The 14,803-nt window shown below is 73.2% G+C and carries 12 protein-coding genes; 7 read left to right on the top strand and 5 right to left on the bottom strand.

Annotated features, from left to right (window positions below):
- Nucleotides 1-46 precede the first annotated feature (46 nt).
- From ACSUPT_RS03840 to ACSUPT_RS03830, 3 genes are all read left to right on the top strand, one after another.
- The gene (locus ACSUPT_RS03840; RefSeq protein ID WP_351962948.1) at nt 47-1,093 is read left to right on the top strand and encodes a sugar-binding transcriptional regulator; all 1,047 of its coding nucleotides are present in this window, start codon (nt 47-49) and stop codon (nt 1,091-1,093) included.
- A gap of 167 nt (nt 1,094-1,260) precedes the next feature.
- Entirely contained in the window at nt 1,261-2,703 is a 1,443-nt protein-coding gene (locus ACSUPT_RS03835; protein ID WP_361660207.1) for a GuaB1 family IMP dehydrogenase-related protein, read from the top strand.
- 192 nt (nt 2,704-2,895) lie between these two features.
- The gene (locus ACSUPT_RS03830; protein WP_399219158.1) at nt 2,896-3,747 is read left to right on the top strand and encodes an RNA polymerase sigma factor SigF; all 852 of its coding nucleotides are present in this window, start codon (nt 2,896-2,898) and stop codon (nt 3,745-3,747) included.
- 484 nt (nt 3,748-4,231) lie between these two features.
- Here the strand turns inward: ACSUPT_RS03830 and ACSUPT_RS03825 are convergent, their stop codons facing one another.
- Both ACSUPT_RS03825 and ACSUPT_RS03820 read right to left on the bottom strand, forming a co-directional pair.
- The gene (locus tag ACSUPT_RS03825; protein WP_399219159.1) at nt 4,232-4,708 is read right to left on the bottom strand and encodes an ATP-binding protein; all 477 of its coding nucleotides are present in this window, start codon (nt 4,706-4,708) and stop codon (nt 4,232-4,234) included.
- Between the two features lie 64 nt (nt 4,709-4,772).
- A complete protein-coding gene (locus ACSUPT_RS03820; RefSeq protein ID WP_436943470.1) occupies nt 4,773-5,825 on the bottom strand; it encodes a GDSL-type esterase/lipase family protein in 1,053 nt (350 codons plus the stop codon).
- A gap of 355 nt (nt 5,826-6,180) precedes the next feature.
- Between ACSUPT_RS03820 and ACSUPT_RS03815 the strand changes: the two genes are divergently transcribed.
- Both ACSUPT_RS03815 and ACSUPT_RS03810 read left to right on the top strand, forming a co-directional pair.
- On the top strand, nt 6,181-7,653 hold the full coding sequence (locus ACSUPT_RS03815) for an amino acid permease (RefSeq protein ID WP_351962944.1): 1,473 nt from the start codon (nt 6,181-6,183) through the stop codon (nt 7,651-7,653).
- Between the two features lie 10 nt (nt 7,654-7,663).
- Nucleotides 7,664-8,119, top strand: coding sequence for an Lrp/AsnC family transcriptional regulator (locus tag ACSUPT_RS03810; RefSeq protein ID WP_023589679.1), 456 nt, complete (start codon nt 7,664-7,666; stop codon nt 8,117-8,119).
- 109 nt (nt 8,120-8,228) lie between these two features.
- Here the strand turns inward: ACSUPT_RS03810 and ACSUPT_RS03805 are convergent, their stop codons facing one another.
- On the bottom strand, nt 8,229-8,870 hold the full coding sequence (locus tag ACSUPT_RS03805; RefSeq protein WP_436943469.1) for a Repetin: 642 nt from the start codon (nt 8,868-8,870) through the stop codon (nt 8,229-8,231).
- A 284-nt stretch (nt 8,871-9,154) separates the two neighbouring features.
- Here ACSUPT_RS03805 and ACSUPT_RS03800 point away from each other — a divergent pair, with 284 nt between their 5' ends.
- Together ACSUPT_RS03800 and ACSUPT_RS03795 are read left to right on the top strand one after the other, a co-directional pair.
- Nucleotides 9,155-9,952: a carbon-nitrogen hydrolase family protein gene (locus ACSUPT_RS03800; RefSeq protein ID WP_436943468.1), complete on the top strand. Its 798-nt coding sequence runs from the start codon at nt 9,155-9,157 to the stop codon at nt 9,950-9,952.
- A gap of 89 nt (nt 9,953-10,041) precedes the next feature.
- Nucleotides 10,042-11,733, top strand: coding sequence for a flavin monoamine oxidase family protein (locus ACSUPT_RS03795; protein WP_351962941.1), 1,692 nt, complete (start codon nt 10,042-10,044; stop codon nt 11,731-11,733).
- A 160-nt stretch (nt 11,734-11,893) separates the two neighbouring features.
- Here the strand turns inward: ACSUPT_RS03795 and ACSUPT_RS03790 are convergent, their stop codons facing one another.
- A complete protein-coding gene (locus tag ACSUPT_RS03790; RefSeq protein ID WP_436943467.1) occupies nt 11,894-13,288 on the bottom strand; it encodes a uracil-xanthine permease family protein in 1,395 nt (464 codons plus the stop codon).
- A 285-nt stretch (nt 13,289-13,573) separates the two neighbouring features.
- Nucleotides 13,574-14,764: an MFS transporter gene (locus ACSUPT_RS03785; RefSeq protein WP_351962939.1), complete on the bottom strand. Its 1,191-nt coding sequence runs from the start codon at nt 14,762-14,764 to the stop codon at nt 13,574-13,576.
- Between the last annotated feature and the right edge of the window lie 39 nt (nt 14,765-14,803).

Here is a 14,803-nt window from a genome sequence, read left to right as displayed (position 1 = left end):
GGACTGATCGAGGGTCGCCGGATCTGCAAGGATGGCGATCCGGAGCATGAACAGCAGTGAGGAGAACGCGGTGTCTGCAATGTCGGCGGGACGTCCAGCCCTGCGGATGGGACCCGCGGAGCTGGTGCAGGCGGCGGCCATGGCCCGTCGCTTCTATCTCGAGGGCAAGTCCAAGATCCAGATCGCCGAGGAGTTCGGCGTCAGCCGCTTCAAGGTCGCCCGCGTCCTGGAGACGGCCCTGGAGAGGGACCTCGTACGGATCGAGATCCGCGTCCCGGCGGAGCTCGACGCGGAGCGCTCCGACGCGCTGCGCGCCCGCTACGGCCTGCGCCACGCCGTCGTCGTCGAATCCCCCGCCGAGGGCGAGGACGAGTCGCCCGACCCGGAGAACCTGGGCGAGGTCGCGGCCGACCTCCTCGGCGAGCTGGTGACCGAGGGCGACGTCCTCGGCCTGGCGTGGGGCCGGTCCACCATCCACATGGCCGCCGCCCTCGACCGGCTGCCCCCGTGCACGGTCGTCCAGCTGACCGGCGTGTACGACGCGGGGACCGCCGAAAGAGGCTCGGTCGAGGCCGTCCGCCGCGCCGCGCAGGTGTCCGGCGGCGAGGCCCACCCCATCTACGCGCCGATGCTGCTGCCCGACCCGGCCACCGCCGCCGCGCTGCGCAACCAGACCGGCATCGCCCGCGCCTTCGAGTACTTCGACAAGGTCACCGTAGCCGCGGTGTCCATCGGCTCGTGGGAACCGGGCATCTCCACCGTCCACGACATGCTCAGCGACGAGGAGCGCGCCCACTACGCCTCGCTCGGCGTCGCCGCCGAGATGTCCGCCCACCTCTTCGACGCGAGCGGCCGCCGCGTCGGACGCGACCTGGGGGAGCGGTGCATCACGGTGGAGGCCGACCGGCTCCGCCGCATCCCGGAGGTCGTCGCCATCGCGGGCGGCTCCCGCAAGGCCGCCGCCATCGGGGCGGTGCTCCGCTCCGGCCTGGTCACCAGCCTCGTCACGGACACATCGGCCGCGGACTACCTGCTGACCGAGTCGCAGCCGGGACCGCGCCCCGCCCTGGAGCGCTTCGACCCGGACAACTGAGCACCCCCGGCACCCGCCCTTGGAGGAACCTCCTAGGTCACCCGCTGTGACCTGGAGGTTCCGCCCGGGGGTCGAACACGCGTCGGCATGGGACAATGAAGTACGTGCGTTTTCCCCCCGGCTGAGATGCCCGGGGGCCAACTCCGAACGACTGGGATGTTCAGCACGTGCGTTTCCTCAATGACCTGAAGCCGCCGTACGACCTCACGTACGACGATGTGTTCATGGTGCCTAGCCGCTCGGCCGTGGGCTCCCGCCAGGGCGTCGACCTCACCAGCCCCGACGGCACCGGGACCACCATCCCGCTGGTCGTGGCCAACATGACCGCCATCGCCGGCCGCCGCATGGCCGAGACCGTCGCCCGCCGCGGCGGCCTGGTGGTCATCCCCCAGGACATCCCGATCGACGTCGTCACCGACGTCGTCACCTGGGTCAAGAGCCGCCACCACGTCCTCGACACGCCGATCGTCCTCGACCCCGCCCAGACGGTCGCCGACGCGCTGTCGCTGATCACCAAGCGGGCCCACAACGCCGGTGTCGTCGTCGACGCCGACCACAAGCCCGTCGGTGTCGTCACCGACCAGGACCTCACCGGCGTCGACCGCTTCACGCAGCTCTCCGAGGTCATGTCCCGGGACCTGCTGCTCCTCGACGCGGACATCGACCCCATCGAGGCGTTCAACACCCTCGACCACCACAACCGGCGCTACGCCCCCGCCGTCGACGGCGACGGCCGCCTCGCCGGCATCCTCACCCGCAAGGGCGCCCTGCGCGCCACGCTGTACACGCCCGCCGTCGACGACCGCGGCCGGCTGCGCATCGCCGCCGCCGTCGGCATCAACGGCGATGTGGCCGGCAAGGCCAAGCAGCTCCTCGACGCCGGTGTGGACACCCTCGTCATCGACACGGCCCACGGCCACCAGGAGTCGATGATCAACGCGATCCGCCTGGTGCGCGGCCTCGACCCGCAGGTCCCGATCGTCGCGGGCAACATCGTCGCCGCCGAGGGCGTCCGCGACCTCATCGAGGCCGGCGCGGACATCATCAAGGTCGGTGTCGGCCCCGGCGCCATGTGCACCACCCGCATGATGACCGGTGTGGGCCGCCCGCAGTTCTCCGCCGTCCTGGAGTGCGCCGCCGAGGCGAAGAAGTACGGCAAGCACGTCTGGGCCGACGGCGGCGTCCGCCACCCGCGCGACGTGGCCATGGCCCTCGCCGCCGGCGCCTCCAACGTCATGATCGGCTCCTGGTTCGCCGGGACGTACGAGTCGCCCGGCGACCTCCAGCAGGACGCCGACGGCCGGCTGTACAAGGAGTCCTTCGGCATGGCCTCCGCGCGCGCCGTCCGCAACCGCACCAGCGAGGAGTCCGCCTACGACCGGGCCCGCAAGGCCCTGTTCGAGGAGGGCATCTCCACCTCGCGGATGTACCTGGACCCGGCCCGCCCCGGCGTCGAGGACCTGATCGACTCGATCATCGCCGGTGTCCGCTCCTCCTGCACCTACGCGGGCGCCGCCTCGCTGGAGGAGTTCGCCGAGAAGGCCGTCGTCGGGGTGCAGAGCGCCGCCGGCTACGCCGAGGGCAAGCCCCTCCACTCCAGCTGGAGCTGACCCCCGGCACCCTACGAGCCGTCCCCGCGCCCGCCGCGCGGGGACGGCTCGTTCCCGTACCGGCCCCGGCCCAGGGGCGCGCCGGCCGCCGATGCGGACGGCGCGGAAGGGAACCGGGGAGAAATCGTGGGCATGTCCCGTGTGCGGCGGGGTACACGCGCCTCGGCAATGTCGAGACGAAGGGAGGGCAACGTGTCCACGGCGACCACGACCCCGACGGAGACGACGGCACCCGCGATGCCCCTGCCGCGGGTCCCCGACCCCACCGAGGTCGCACCCCAGGACGCCAAGGAGCTCTCGAAGCAGTTCTTCGCGCGGCTCGCGGTCCTCGAAGAGGGGACCGAGGAGTACCAGTACGTCCGGAACACGCTGATCGAGCTGAACCTCTCCCTGGTCAAGTACGCGGCCACCCGCTTCCGCAGCCGGTCGGACCAGATGGAGGACATCGTCCAGGTCGGCACCATCGGGCTGATCAAGGCCATCGACCGCTTCGAGCTGAGCCGCGAGGTCGAGTTCGCGACCTTCGCCATGCCCTGTGTGATCGGTGAGATCAAGCGCTTCTTCCGCGACACGAGCTGGTCCGTGCATGTGCCCAGGCGCCTCCAGGAGATGCGCATCGACATCGCCCGCGCCACCGACGAACTCTTCCAGGAACTGGACCGGTCCCCGACGGCGGCGGAACTCGCCGCGCACCTCGGCATCACGGAGGACGAGGTGATCGAGGGCCTGGTGGCGGCCAACGGGTACACGGCCGCGTCGCTGGACATGCCGCTCGACGAATCGGGCGAGCCCGCGTCGGCCACCCTCGCGGACCTCATAGGCGAGGAGGACCGCGACATGCAGCTCACCGAGAACATCCAGGCGCTCAAGCCGCTCGTGGCGCAGCTCGACGACCGCGACAGGGCGATCCTGCGGATGCGGTTCGCCGAGGAGATGACGCAGGCCGAGATCGGGGAGCGGCTCGGCGTGTCGCAGATGCACGTGTCGCGGCTCCTGGCCCGGATGACCAAGCGGATGCGCGAGGGGATGCTCAGCGAGGGCTGACCGCCGGGCACCGGGGCCACGCCCTCCACGGGCGTGGAGCCGACGGGCGTGTACGGGTGCCGGGTGCGGCCGCTCGGGCCGCCGTCCCCGTTTCTCCCGCGTCGGCCGGCGCCTCGGGCCGCCGTGCCGGGTGCGGGCCGCCGTGGCCCACTGGACGAGGAGCCCCGCGGAGCTGGACAGGAGCCCCGCGGGGAGGAACCCGTCCAGGTGGGCGCGCGCTGGACGAGCGGGCACGAGGTCCCTTCCGGGGGTCCACGCGCTGGACGAGCGGCGGGCGGCCCCCTCCGGGGTTCCACGCGCTGGACGCGGGCCCGAGGTCCCTTCCGGGGGTCCGCGCGCTGTACGTGCGGCAGCTGGTCCCTTCCGGGGTCCGCGCGGGGCGGCGGGCAGTTGTACCGGCGTGGCCCGCGCGCCGGGCAGCCGTACCCCGGTGGGCCCGTGCGGCGGCCCGGCCGTACCGATGCGGTCCCGAGCGGCGGGAGGCCTACCCGGCGTCCACCAGGCGCTGGCCCGGCTCCGTGCGCGTTGCGCGGCCCGCCGCGCCGGCGGACGCCGCCCGGCCACCCGGCCGCGCCTCCGCCTTCCCCTCCCGCCGCCGCTCGGCCGGAACCCACCACTCCGCCCGCACGGTCTTGCCCGAGGGGCCCGGACGCACGTCCACCCGGTCGGCCAGCTGCTCCACCAGCCGCCACCCGAAGCCGCCGCCGCCCGCGAAGTCGGGCTGCCGGGCCGCGGGCATGGCGGCGCTCGCGTCGTCCAGCTCCAGCGTGAGCCGCTGCTCCTGGGCGCGCAGGCGCAGGCACCAGTCGCCGTCGGTGTGGTGCAGCACGTTCGCCAACAGTTCGGTCACCACCAGGCGCACCGCGGCCAGATCCGCCCACGGGCAGCGGTCGGCGACGAAGCCGGTGACGGCGTCCCTCACCTCGGCGCTGTCGACGGTACGTGAGTCCAGTACAAGCACGGTCGCCTCCTTCCCCGCCTCGCGTACCCGCTCACCCCCGCCTTCACTACCGCTCCCGCCCCCGTCACGCGCCTGTCGCCCCAACGGCCCCCTGAGCGGGCAGCCCGAGCCCCCGTACGGCGCCGGCGACCGCCGCCGCCAGGCGGGCGTGCCCCGTGTCGTCCGGGTGGAGGCCGTCCCAGAGGTGCCCGGGGTCCAGCAGCGGGCGGCCGGGCAGCAGGGCCAGCCGTGCGTCGCCGGCCGCGCACAGGTCCCATACGGCCTCCTCCTGCGCCGCCCGCAGCTCCGCCAGCGTGGCGCTCCCGCCCGGTGCGGCCTCGGCCTCCGCCGCGGGGCGCAGCAACGGCGAGACGACCAGCAGCGGCGTGTCGGGGTGACCCTCGCGGACCGTGGTGACGAAGCGGCGCGTCAGCGCGTACAGGGCGGGCGGGGTCGTCGGGAGGGGCGCCCAGCAGTTCGTGCCGAAGGCGAGCGTGACCAGCGCGGCGGGCAGCGCGGCCAGCTGCCGGGCGACGGGCAGTTCGCCGCGCCCCGTGCCCGCGTAGCCCAGGTTCACCGGGTCCAGGCCCAGCGCGCGCCCGGCCACGGCGGGCCAGGCGCGGGCGGGACGCGTCGCCCACCAGCCCTCGGTGATCGAGTCCCCGTACACGAGCCAGCGGGGCCGCCGCGGCGCGGGCGCGACAGGGCCGCCGACCCCGCGCAGCGCGAGCACCACCGGCGCCGCCACCTCCGGCAGGTACACCGTGTACGCCGCGCCGGCCCCGGCGGGCGGCAGCGTCAGCGTCACCACGTCCACCTCCGCGTCCGGGCACCGGTACGCCTCACCGACGCACCGCCCGTCCCGCCACAGCGCGAAGCAGTGCGCCGGTACGGGAGGACCGCCGTCGCCCCCGCCGGGCACCCGCGCCCGGTAGCGCACCTCCACCGCCCGCGTCCCCGAGGCCGCGGTCAGCTCCAGCCGTACGCCGACCGGCAGCGCGGCGCGCTCCACCAGCTCCCACGGCAGCACGCCCACGACCGCCGGATCGACCCGCACGGGCCGCCGGCCGTCCCACCACGCGACCCCGCGCAGAAACGGCTCCGGGTCCCGCCAGCCGCCGTCTCCCGCCCGCTCCATCCGGTCCCCTCCCGCGCAGCCTTCCGGTGCCGTTTCGGCCCCCTCGCGCACCCTCTGTGCCCTCGACGGCTCTTTCCCCCGCCGAATGCCCCAATGTGTCGATTCATGCGGCAGCGCGCAATGTTTCCCCGTGCGTGCCCGAAGCGCGCAATGATCATCCGTCGGTGCGCAACAACACTGCATTTCGGAATGCGAAGTTCTCCCCGTAGGCTCAGGGCCCGTACCTGGAGTGGCGGTGACCGCCGGCTCGGCGGTTCCCCCCTTCCCCCGTGGGTTTCCCAGTGGGCTCTCCCTGCCCGCGCACCGCCGCCGGTCCCCGCCGTACCCCCGACCGCAGCGATGAAGGAGCCCCGCAGTGCTCGATCAAGGCGCAGCCCCACCGGCCACCGAGCCCTCTGCCCCGAAGACCGCCGGACCCTCCGCGCTCTCCGCCCTCGGCCGTCGCAAGCCGGTGGAAACCCTGGTCGCGGAGGGTGGTCAGGGTGAGGGCGGCTCGCTCCGCCGCTCGCTGTCCATGTGGCAGCTGACCATGATCAGCATCGGTGCCACGCTGGGCACCGGCATTTTCGTCGTCCTCGGCGAGGCCGTTCCGATGGCCGGCCCGGCCGTCACCCTCGCGTTCGTCTTCGCGGGCCTGACGGCGCTGTTCTCGGCGCTCTCCTACGCCGAGCTGGCCGGCACGATCCCGGTCGCCGGCTCCTCGTACTCGTACGCGTACGCAACGATGGGCGAACTCGTCGCCTGGGTCTGCGGCTGGTGCCTGCTCCTGGAGTACGGCGTCTCCGTGGCCGCCGTGGCCGTCGGCTGGGGCGACTACCTCAACGAGCTGCTGGCCGGCACGATCGGCGTGACCCTCCCCGAGGCCCTCACCGCGCCCCCCGGCGACGGCGGCATATTCAACCTGCCGGCGCTGATCGTGGTCGTCCTGGCGATGATCTTCCTGCTCGGCGGCGCCAAGGAGTCCGCCCGCGCCAACACGATCATGGTCATCGTGAAGATCGCCGCGCTGGTCCTCTTCTGCGCCATCGGCTTCATGGGCTTCAAGTCCGGCAACTACTCCGACTTCATGCCGCTCGGCGTGTCCAGCATCGGCGCCGCCGGGGCGATCCTGTTCTTCTCGTACATCGGCTTCGACGCCGCCTCCACGGCCGGCGAGGAGGCGAAGGACCCCAAGCGCGACCTGCCCCGCGCGATCATGCTCTCGCTGGTCATCGTCACCGGCCTGTACGTCCTCGTCGCCGCGGTCGCCGTCGGCGCCTGGGACTGGAAGAAGTTCGAGGGCTCCGAGGCCTCGCTCGCCGCGATCATGAACGATGTCACCGGCCAGAGCTTCTGGGGCACCCTCCTCGCCGCCGGCGCGGTCATCTCCATCGCCAGCGTCGTCCTCACCGTGCTCTACGGCCAGACGCGCATCCTCTTCGCCATGTCCCGCGACGGCCTGGTCCCCAAGGTCTTCGCCAAGGTCAACCCGAAGACCGGCACGCCCCGCGCCAACACCGTGATCGTCTCGCTCTTCTGCGGCGTCCTGGCCGCGGCCATCCCGCTCGGCGAGCTGGTCAACGCCACCAGCATCGGCACGCTCTTCGCGTTCGCGCTGGTCAACGTCGCGGTCGTCGTCCTGCGCGCCAAGCGCCCGGAGCTGCACCGCAGCTTCAAGGTGCCGTTCGGTCCGCTCTTCCCGGTCCTCGGCTTCCTGTTCTGCGGCTACAGCATGTACAGCCTCGACATGGTCACCTGGGCCGTCTTCGGACTCTGGATGGCGGCGGGCCTCGTGTTCTACTTCCTGTACGGCATGCGCCGCTCCCGTCTGGCCACAGCAGAGAAGTGATCCACCCCCCGTGCGACTGAACGACCTCGACGAACGCATCGTCCACGCCCTCGCCGAAGACGCCCGCCGCAGCTACGCCGACATCGGCTCGCTGGTCGGACTGTCCGCGCCGGCCGTGAAGCGGCGCGTGGACCGGCTCAGGGCCGAGGGCGCCATCACCGGGTTCACCGTCCGCGTGGACCCGGCGGCGCTCGGCTGGGAGACCGAGGGGTTCATCGAGATCTACGCACGGGGCAACACCTCGCCCGAGACCATCCAGCGCGGTCTCGAGCGGTACCCGGAGATCGCGTCCGCCTCCACCGTGACGGGGGAGGCGGACGCCATCGTCCAGGTCTTCGCGTCCGACATGCGCCACTTCGAGCGCGTGCTGGAGCGCATCGCGGGCGAGCCCTTCGTGGAGCGCACCAAGTCGGTGCTGGTGCTCTCGCCGCTGCTGCGGCGGTTCTCCTCGGGCTCGCCCGCCTGAGGCCGCCCCGGTCCGGGCGCGCGCTCCCGTCCGCGGCCCCGGCCCGCGGCCCGGCGGGTGCCCGCCCGAGCCCCCGGCGGGCCGCTCGCACCGGTGGGCGCCGCGGCGGCTACTCGTACACCGGCTGCCAGGGCAGGACGCGGAAGTCCCCGGTCTTCCCGTCGACCTTCTCGAAGGGTGCCGAGCTCGTGCACGGCGGCACATCGCCCGCCGCCGGGTCCTGGGTCGCCCAGCTGTAGCCGAGCCGGTCGTGGCGGCCCGCGTCGTGGACGGTGACCCCGACCCGCCGCCCCCGCGGCCAGCGGTCGCTCTCCTCGACCACGCCTGTCACCACGGCCACCCTGCCGCCCGTGATCAGGCAGTCCACGCGGGCGCGGGCCCAGCCCGATGAGCCGTCCGGGAAGACGTGCCGGAGCCGGAAGGTGCCGGTGGCCGCCGCCGGGTCCATCCGGTCCTCGCCGGCCAGATGGGCGTCGAAGGTGAAGCCGATGTCGTGGCCGGGCCGGTACAGCTTCGCCGTCCCGGTGAGCGCGGCGGCCTCCCGGGCCACCGCGGCCTGCGCGGCCCGCACCGCCTGCCCGCCCGGCAGGGCGAGGGCGACCCCGTCCCGTACCGGCGCCTCGGACCGCGCCGGCGCCTCGGACCGCGCCGGTGCGTGGTGCTCCCCGGAGGCGGCTCCGGCCGACCCCGCCGCCCCGGCGGTGAGCAGCAGCGCGGCGCCGATCGCGGCGGCCCTCGTACGACGTTCCATGGTGGCGCTCCCTCCTCGCCGGGTCCCGCTGACCCGGCGCCCGCCACTCTTCCGCGAGGGCCGTCCCGGCACATCGCGCCACGGTCGCGTCCCGCCTCCGCCGCACGGCGGGGCACCCCTCACCCCGCGGTCGGAGTGGCGCGCAACGAATCGCCGCCGACCCCCGCAACCGCGCAACGGTTCGGCGGTCGGTCCGCAACGGTCACGCCTTGTCCGGGGAGAAGTCCGGACCGTACCTTTTTTGCATCTCCCTCCTGTCTTCCGCACCCCGACGAGGTCTGCCCATGCCGCCGCTGCGCACCGCCCTGCTCCAGAGCTCCGGTCAGCTCGGTGACGTGGCCGCCAATCTGAAGATCCTCGACGAGGCCGCCGCCCGCGCGGCCGCCGGCGGTGCGGGGCTGCTGGTCGCGCCCGAGCTGTTCCTCACCGGGTACGCGATCGGCGCCGACATCGCCCGGCTCGCCGAGCCCGCCGAGGGGCCCTCCGCCCGTGAGGCCGCCGCCATCGCCGTACGCCACGGCCTGGCGATCGCCTACGGCTACCCGGAGCGCGACGGGGAGGCCGTGTACAACTCCGCGCGCCTCGTCGGCGCCGACGGCACGCTCCTGGTCAACTACCGCAAGACCCACCTGTACGGCGGCTTCGAGCAGGACTGGTTCACCCCCGGTGACCAGCCCGTCGTGCAGGCCGAGGTCGGCGGCGTCCGGGTCGGGCTGATGATCTGCTACGACGTGGAGTTCCCGGAGAACGTCCGGGCGCACGCCCTGGCCGGTACGGACCTCCTCCTCGTACCGACCGCGCTGATGCACCCGGCCGAGATCGTCGCCGAGGCCGTCGTGCCGGTCCGCGCCTTCGAGAACCAGCTGTACATCGCGTACGCCAACCGGACCGGGCCCGAGGGCGACTTCGAGTTCGTCGGCCTGTCCGCGCTCGCGGGCCCCGACGGCACCGCCCGCGCCCGCGCCGGACGCGGCGAGGAGCTCGTCACCGGCGATGCCGACCCGGAGCTGCTGCGGCGCTCCCGCGACGAGAACCCGTACCTCAGGGACCGCCGTCCCGCCCTGTACGCCGGGCTCGTCTGACCGCACAGCCCCACCGACCCGAGCTGGAGCGGGCCTCCGCCGCCCAGCGCCCCCCTCATCTCCACCCCCGTGCAAGGAGTCCGTACCCCATGACGTCCACGGTGCCCACCGCCGTCCAGCACACCGACGCCCAGCCGCCGATCACCATGTTCGGTCCGGACTTCCCCTACGCGTACGACGACTTCCTGGCCCACCCGGCCGGCCTCGGCCAGATACCCGCCACCGAGCACGGCACCGAGGTCGCCGTCATCGGCGGCGGCCTGTCCGGCATCGTCGCCGCGTACGAGCTGATGAAGATGGGCCTCAAGCCCGTCGTGTACGAGGCCGACCAGCTCGGCGGCCGGCTGCGCACCGTCGGCTTCGAGGGCTGCGACCCGGAGCTCAACTGCGAGCTGGGCGCGATGCGCTTCCCGCCGTCGTCCACGGCCCTGCAGTACTACATCGACCTGGTCGGCCTGGAGACCAAGCCGTTCCCGAACCCGCTCGCCGAGTCGACGCCGTCCACCGTCGTGGACCTCAAGGGCGAGACGCACTACGCGGAGACGATCGACGACCTGCCGCAGGTCTACCGCGACGTCGCCGACGCCTGGAACAAGTGCCTGGAGGAGGGCGCGGACTTCTCCGACATGAACCGCGCCATGCGGGAGCGGGACGTGCCGCGCATCCGCGAGATCTGGGCGAAGCTCGTCGAGAAGCTCGACAACCAGACGTTCTACGGCTTCCTCTGCGAGTCCGAGGCGTTCAAGTCGTTCCGCCACCGTGAGATCTTCGGCCAGGTCGGCTTCGGCACCGGCGGCTGGGACACCGACTTCCCCAACTCCATCCTGGAGATCCTCCGCGTCGTCTACACGGAGGCGGACGACTTCCACCGCGGCATCGTCGGCGGCAGCCAGCAGCTTCCGCTGCGGCTGTGGGAGCGCGAGCCGGAGAAGATCGTCCACTGGCCGCTCGGCACCTCCCTGAAGTCGCTGCACGGCGGCGAGCCCAAGCCGGCCGTGACCCGGCTGAACCGCACGTCCGGCAACCGGATCACCGTCACCGACGCGAACGGCGACATCCGCACCTACCGCGCGGCGATCTTCACCGCCCAGTCGTGGATGCTGCTCTCCAAGATCGACTGCGATGACTCGCTCTTCCCGATCGACCACTGGACGGCGATCGAGCGCACCCACTACATGGAGTCCTCGAAGCTGTTCGTCCCCGTCGACCGGCCGTTCTGGCTGGACAAGGACGAGGAGACCGGCCGTGACGTCATGTCGATGACGCTCACCGACCGGATGACCCGCGGCACGTACCTGCTGGACAACGGCCCGGACAAGCCGGCCGTCATCTGCCTCTCGTACACCTGGTGCGACGACAGCCTGAAGTGGCTGCCGCTGTCCGCGAACGAGCGGATGGAGGTCATGCTCAAGTCGCTCGGCGAGATCTACCCGAAGGTCGACATCCGGAAGCACATCATCGGCAACCCGGTGACGGTCTCCTGGGAGAACGAGCCCTACTTCATGGGCGCCTTCAAGGCCAACCTGCCGGGCCACTACCGCTACCAGCGCCGCCTGTACACCCACTTCATGCAGGACCGGCTCCCCGAGGACAAGCGGGGCATCTTCCTCGCCGGCGACGACATCTCGTGGACGGCCGGCTGGGCCGAGGGCGCCGTGCAGACCGCGCTGAACGCGGTGTGGGGCGTCATGCACCACCTGGGCGGCGCGACCGACCCGTCCAACCCGGGCCCGGGCGACGTCTACGACGAGATCGCCCCGGTCGAGCTGCCGGAGGACTGAACCCCGGCGGCACCGTGACGGGAGCCGGTCGAGGCGTGGCGAGCACCCTCGGCCGGCTCCGTTCATGTCCGCCGCGGACCGTGCCCGTACGCGGGACGCCCCCGGGCCCGGCCTCTTCACGAGGCCGGGCCCGGGGGCGTTCGGCTCGGTGGGGGAGCCGTCAGGGCTTGGGGGTGTCGGCGGGTTCGTCGTCGTAGCTGGACGTGCCCGCGTCCAGGAGGGGCTCCTGCGTCTTCAGGTGGGCGGGGGCGAAGGCGCGCAGGGTGTGGTAGCCGGTGATGACGACGATCGTGCCGAGCGCGATGCCGCCCAGCTCGAACGTGTCGGTGATCTTCAGGCTGACGCCGCCGACGCCGATGATGATGCCCGCGGCGGCCGGGACCAGGTTCAGCGGGTTGCGCAGGTCCACCTTGGCGTTGATCCAGATCTGCGCGCCGAGCAGGCCGATCATGCCGTACAGGATGACGGTGATGCCGCCGAGCACCCCGCCCGGGATCGCCGCGACGACCGCGCCGAACTTGGGGCACAGGCCGAACAGCAGCGCGAAGCAGGCGGCGGCCCAGTAGGCGGCCGTCGAGTAGACGCGGGTCGCGGCCATGACGCCGATGTTCTCGGAGTACGTGGTGTTCGGCGGGCCGCCCACGGCGGTGGACAGCATCGAGGCGGCGCCGTCGGCGGCGATGGCCGTGCCGAGCTGGTCGTCCAGCGGGTCGCCGGTCATCTCGCCGACCGCCTTCACATGGCCCGCGTTCTCCGCGATCAGGGCGATCACGACGGGCAGGGCCACCAGGATCGCCGACCACTCGAAGCTCGGCGCGTGGAACGACGGCAGCCCGATCCAGTCGGCCTTGGCGACGCCCGACAGGTCCAGCCGCCAGTGGTCGACCGCCTCCGCGCCGCCCGCCGGCGAGTGGATCTTGCCGAAGGCCAGGTCGAGCACCCATGACAGGGCGTACCCGAAGACCAGGCCCAGGAAGATCGCCACCCGCGACCAGAAGCCGCGCAGGCACACCACGGCCAGACCGGTGAACAGCATCACCAGCAGCGCGGTCCACTGGTCCTGCGGCCAGTACGTGGAGGCGGTCACCGGTGCCAGGTTGAAGCCGATCAGCATCACGACGGCGCCGGTCACGATGGGCGGCATCGCCGCGTGGATGATCCGGGCGCCGAACCGCCGCACGGCCACACCGGCGAGGAACAGCGCGAGGCCCACGACGAGGATCGCGCCCGTGACCGTGGAGCTGTCGCCGCCGGACGCGCGGATCGCCGCGGCGACGCCCACGAACGACAGCGAGCACCCCAGATAGCTGGGCACCCGGCCGCGCGTCGCGAGCAGGAAGAGCATCGTCGCGACGCCCGACATCATGATCGCCAGGTTCGGGTCGAGGCCCATCAGCACGGGCGCCACGAAGGACGCGCCGAACATGGCCACCACGTGCTGGGCGCCCAGCCCGGCCGTGCGCGGCCACGAAAGCCGCTCGTCCGGGCGCACCACGGCTCCGGGAGCGGGGGTCCTCCCGTCGCCGTGCAGGGTCCAGCGCACGCCGAGGTTCATGGGTGGGTCGCTCCCGTTCTGTCGGCCTCACCGCCCGGTCCGGGCGGGGGCGGAGGGGCGGCCGCGCGGAGGGCGATCGGCCGGAAATAATCGAACGCCATGGTACGGGGACGGGGGCACGGCCCCCGCGCTCACCCGCCCGCCCCCGTCCGCCGTCACGCGGCCCCGCTCAGCCGCCGCCCGCGCCCCTGCCTGCGCCGGGCACCCGCTCGCGGCCCCGTGGCGGCGCCGACGGCATCGGCGCGGACGCCCCGCGCCCGGGTGCCCGCCGCCGCGCCCGCGCGCTCAGGTGCCGCTGCCCGCCACAGCCTTCGCGCCGCGCCCGCCGCCCGTACCGCTCCGGCGGCCCGGCGCCAGGACGCCCGCCCCCGCCACCAGCCCGAACGCCAGCACCGTGACCACCGCGAACGACGCGGTCAGCGACGTGAGATCGGCCAGACCGCCGATCAGCGACGGGGCGATCAGCCCGGAGGTGTACGTGATCGTGGCGACGCCGGCGATGGCCTGGCTCGGGTTGGGCCCGCTGCGCGCCGCCGCCGCGAAGGCCAGCGGCACCACGACGGCCACGCCGAGGCCCATGAGACCGAATCCGGCCATCGCGGCCACCGGGTGCGGCGCGAGCACCACCAGCACGCCGCCCGCCGTCGCGAGGAGGCCCCCCGCCCGTACCGTGCGCACCGCGCCGAACCGGTCCACGACCCGGTCGCCGACCAGCCGCGCCACCGCCATCGTCAGCGCGAACGCCGTCGTGGACGCCGCGGCCGCGCCCGGCGACGAGCCGAGCACGTCCTTCAGGTACACGGCCGACCAGTCCAGGCTGGCGCCCTCCGCGAAGACCCCGCAGAAGCCGATCGCCCCGATGACCAGCGCCGAGCGCGGCGGCAGCGCGAACCGCGGCGGCGGCTCCTCGTCCGGCGCGCTGCGCAGGTCCAGTACCCCCTGGCAGAAGACCAGCCCCAGCACCGTGAGGACCGCGGCGGCCAGCAGGTGGTGCAGGCGCGCGTCGCTGCCCAGGTGCGCGGCGAGGGTCCCGGCCGCCGAGCCGATCAGGGCGCCGGCGCTCCACATCCCGTGCAGGCTCGACATGATGGAGCGGCCCAGCCGGTTCTCCACCTCGACGCCCAGCGCGTTCATCGCCACATCGGACATGCCGGAGGTGGCGCCGTACACGAACAGCGCGGCGCACAGCCCGTAGACGTTCGGCGCGAGCGACGGCAAGAGGAGCGACAGCGTCCACATCGCGAGCAGCACGCGCAGCGCCGTACGCGCGCCCAGGCGGTGGCTGACCGCGCCCGCCAGCGGCATGGCCAGCGACGCGCCCAGCGCCGGGAAGGCCAGCGCGAGGCCCAGCTGGCCGGGGCTCACCCCCGCGTGCTCCTGGATCCACGGGATACGGGTGGCGAAGCTGCCGGTGACCGCGCCGTGCACACAGAACACGGCGGCCACGGCGTACCGCGCCCGCCTCACTCTCTCCACGCTGTACGACACAGGCCCAGCCCTCCCCGATCCGGAACG

Source organism: Streptomyces sp. SudanB25_2051 (genome assembly GCF_964272635.1).
Lineage (GTDB): Bacteria > Actinomycetota > Actinomycetes > Streptomycetales > Streptomycetaceae > Streptomyces.
Note: the sequence above shows the minus strand (reverse complement) of the source record. Positions and strands in the feature narration are given on the sequence as shown.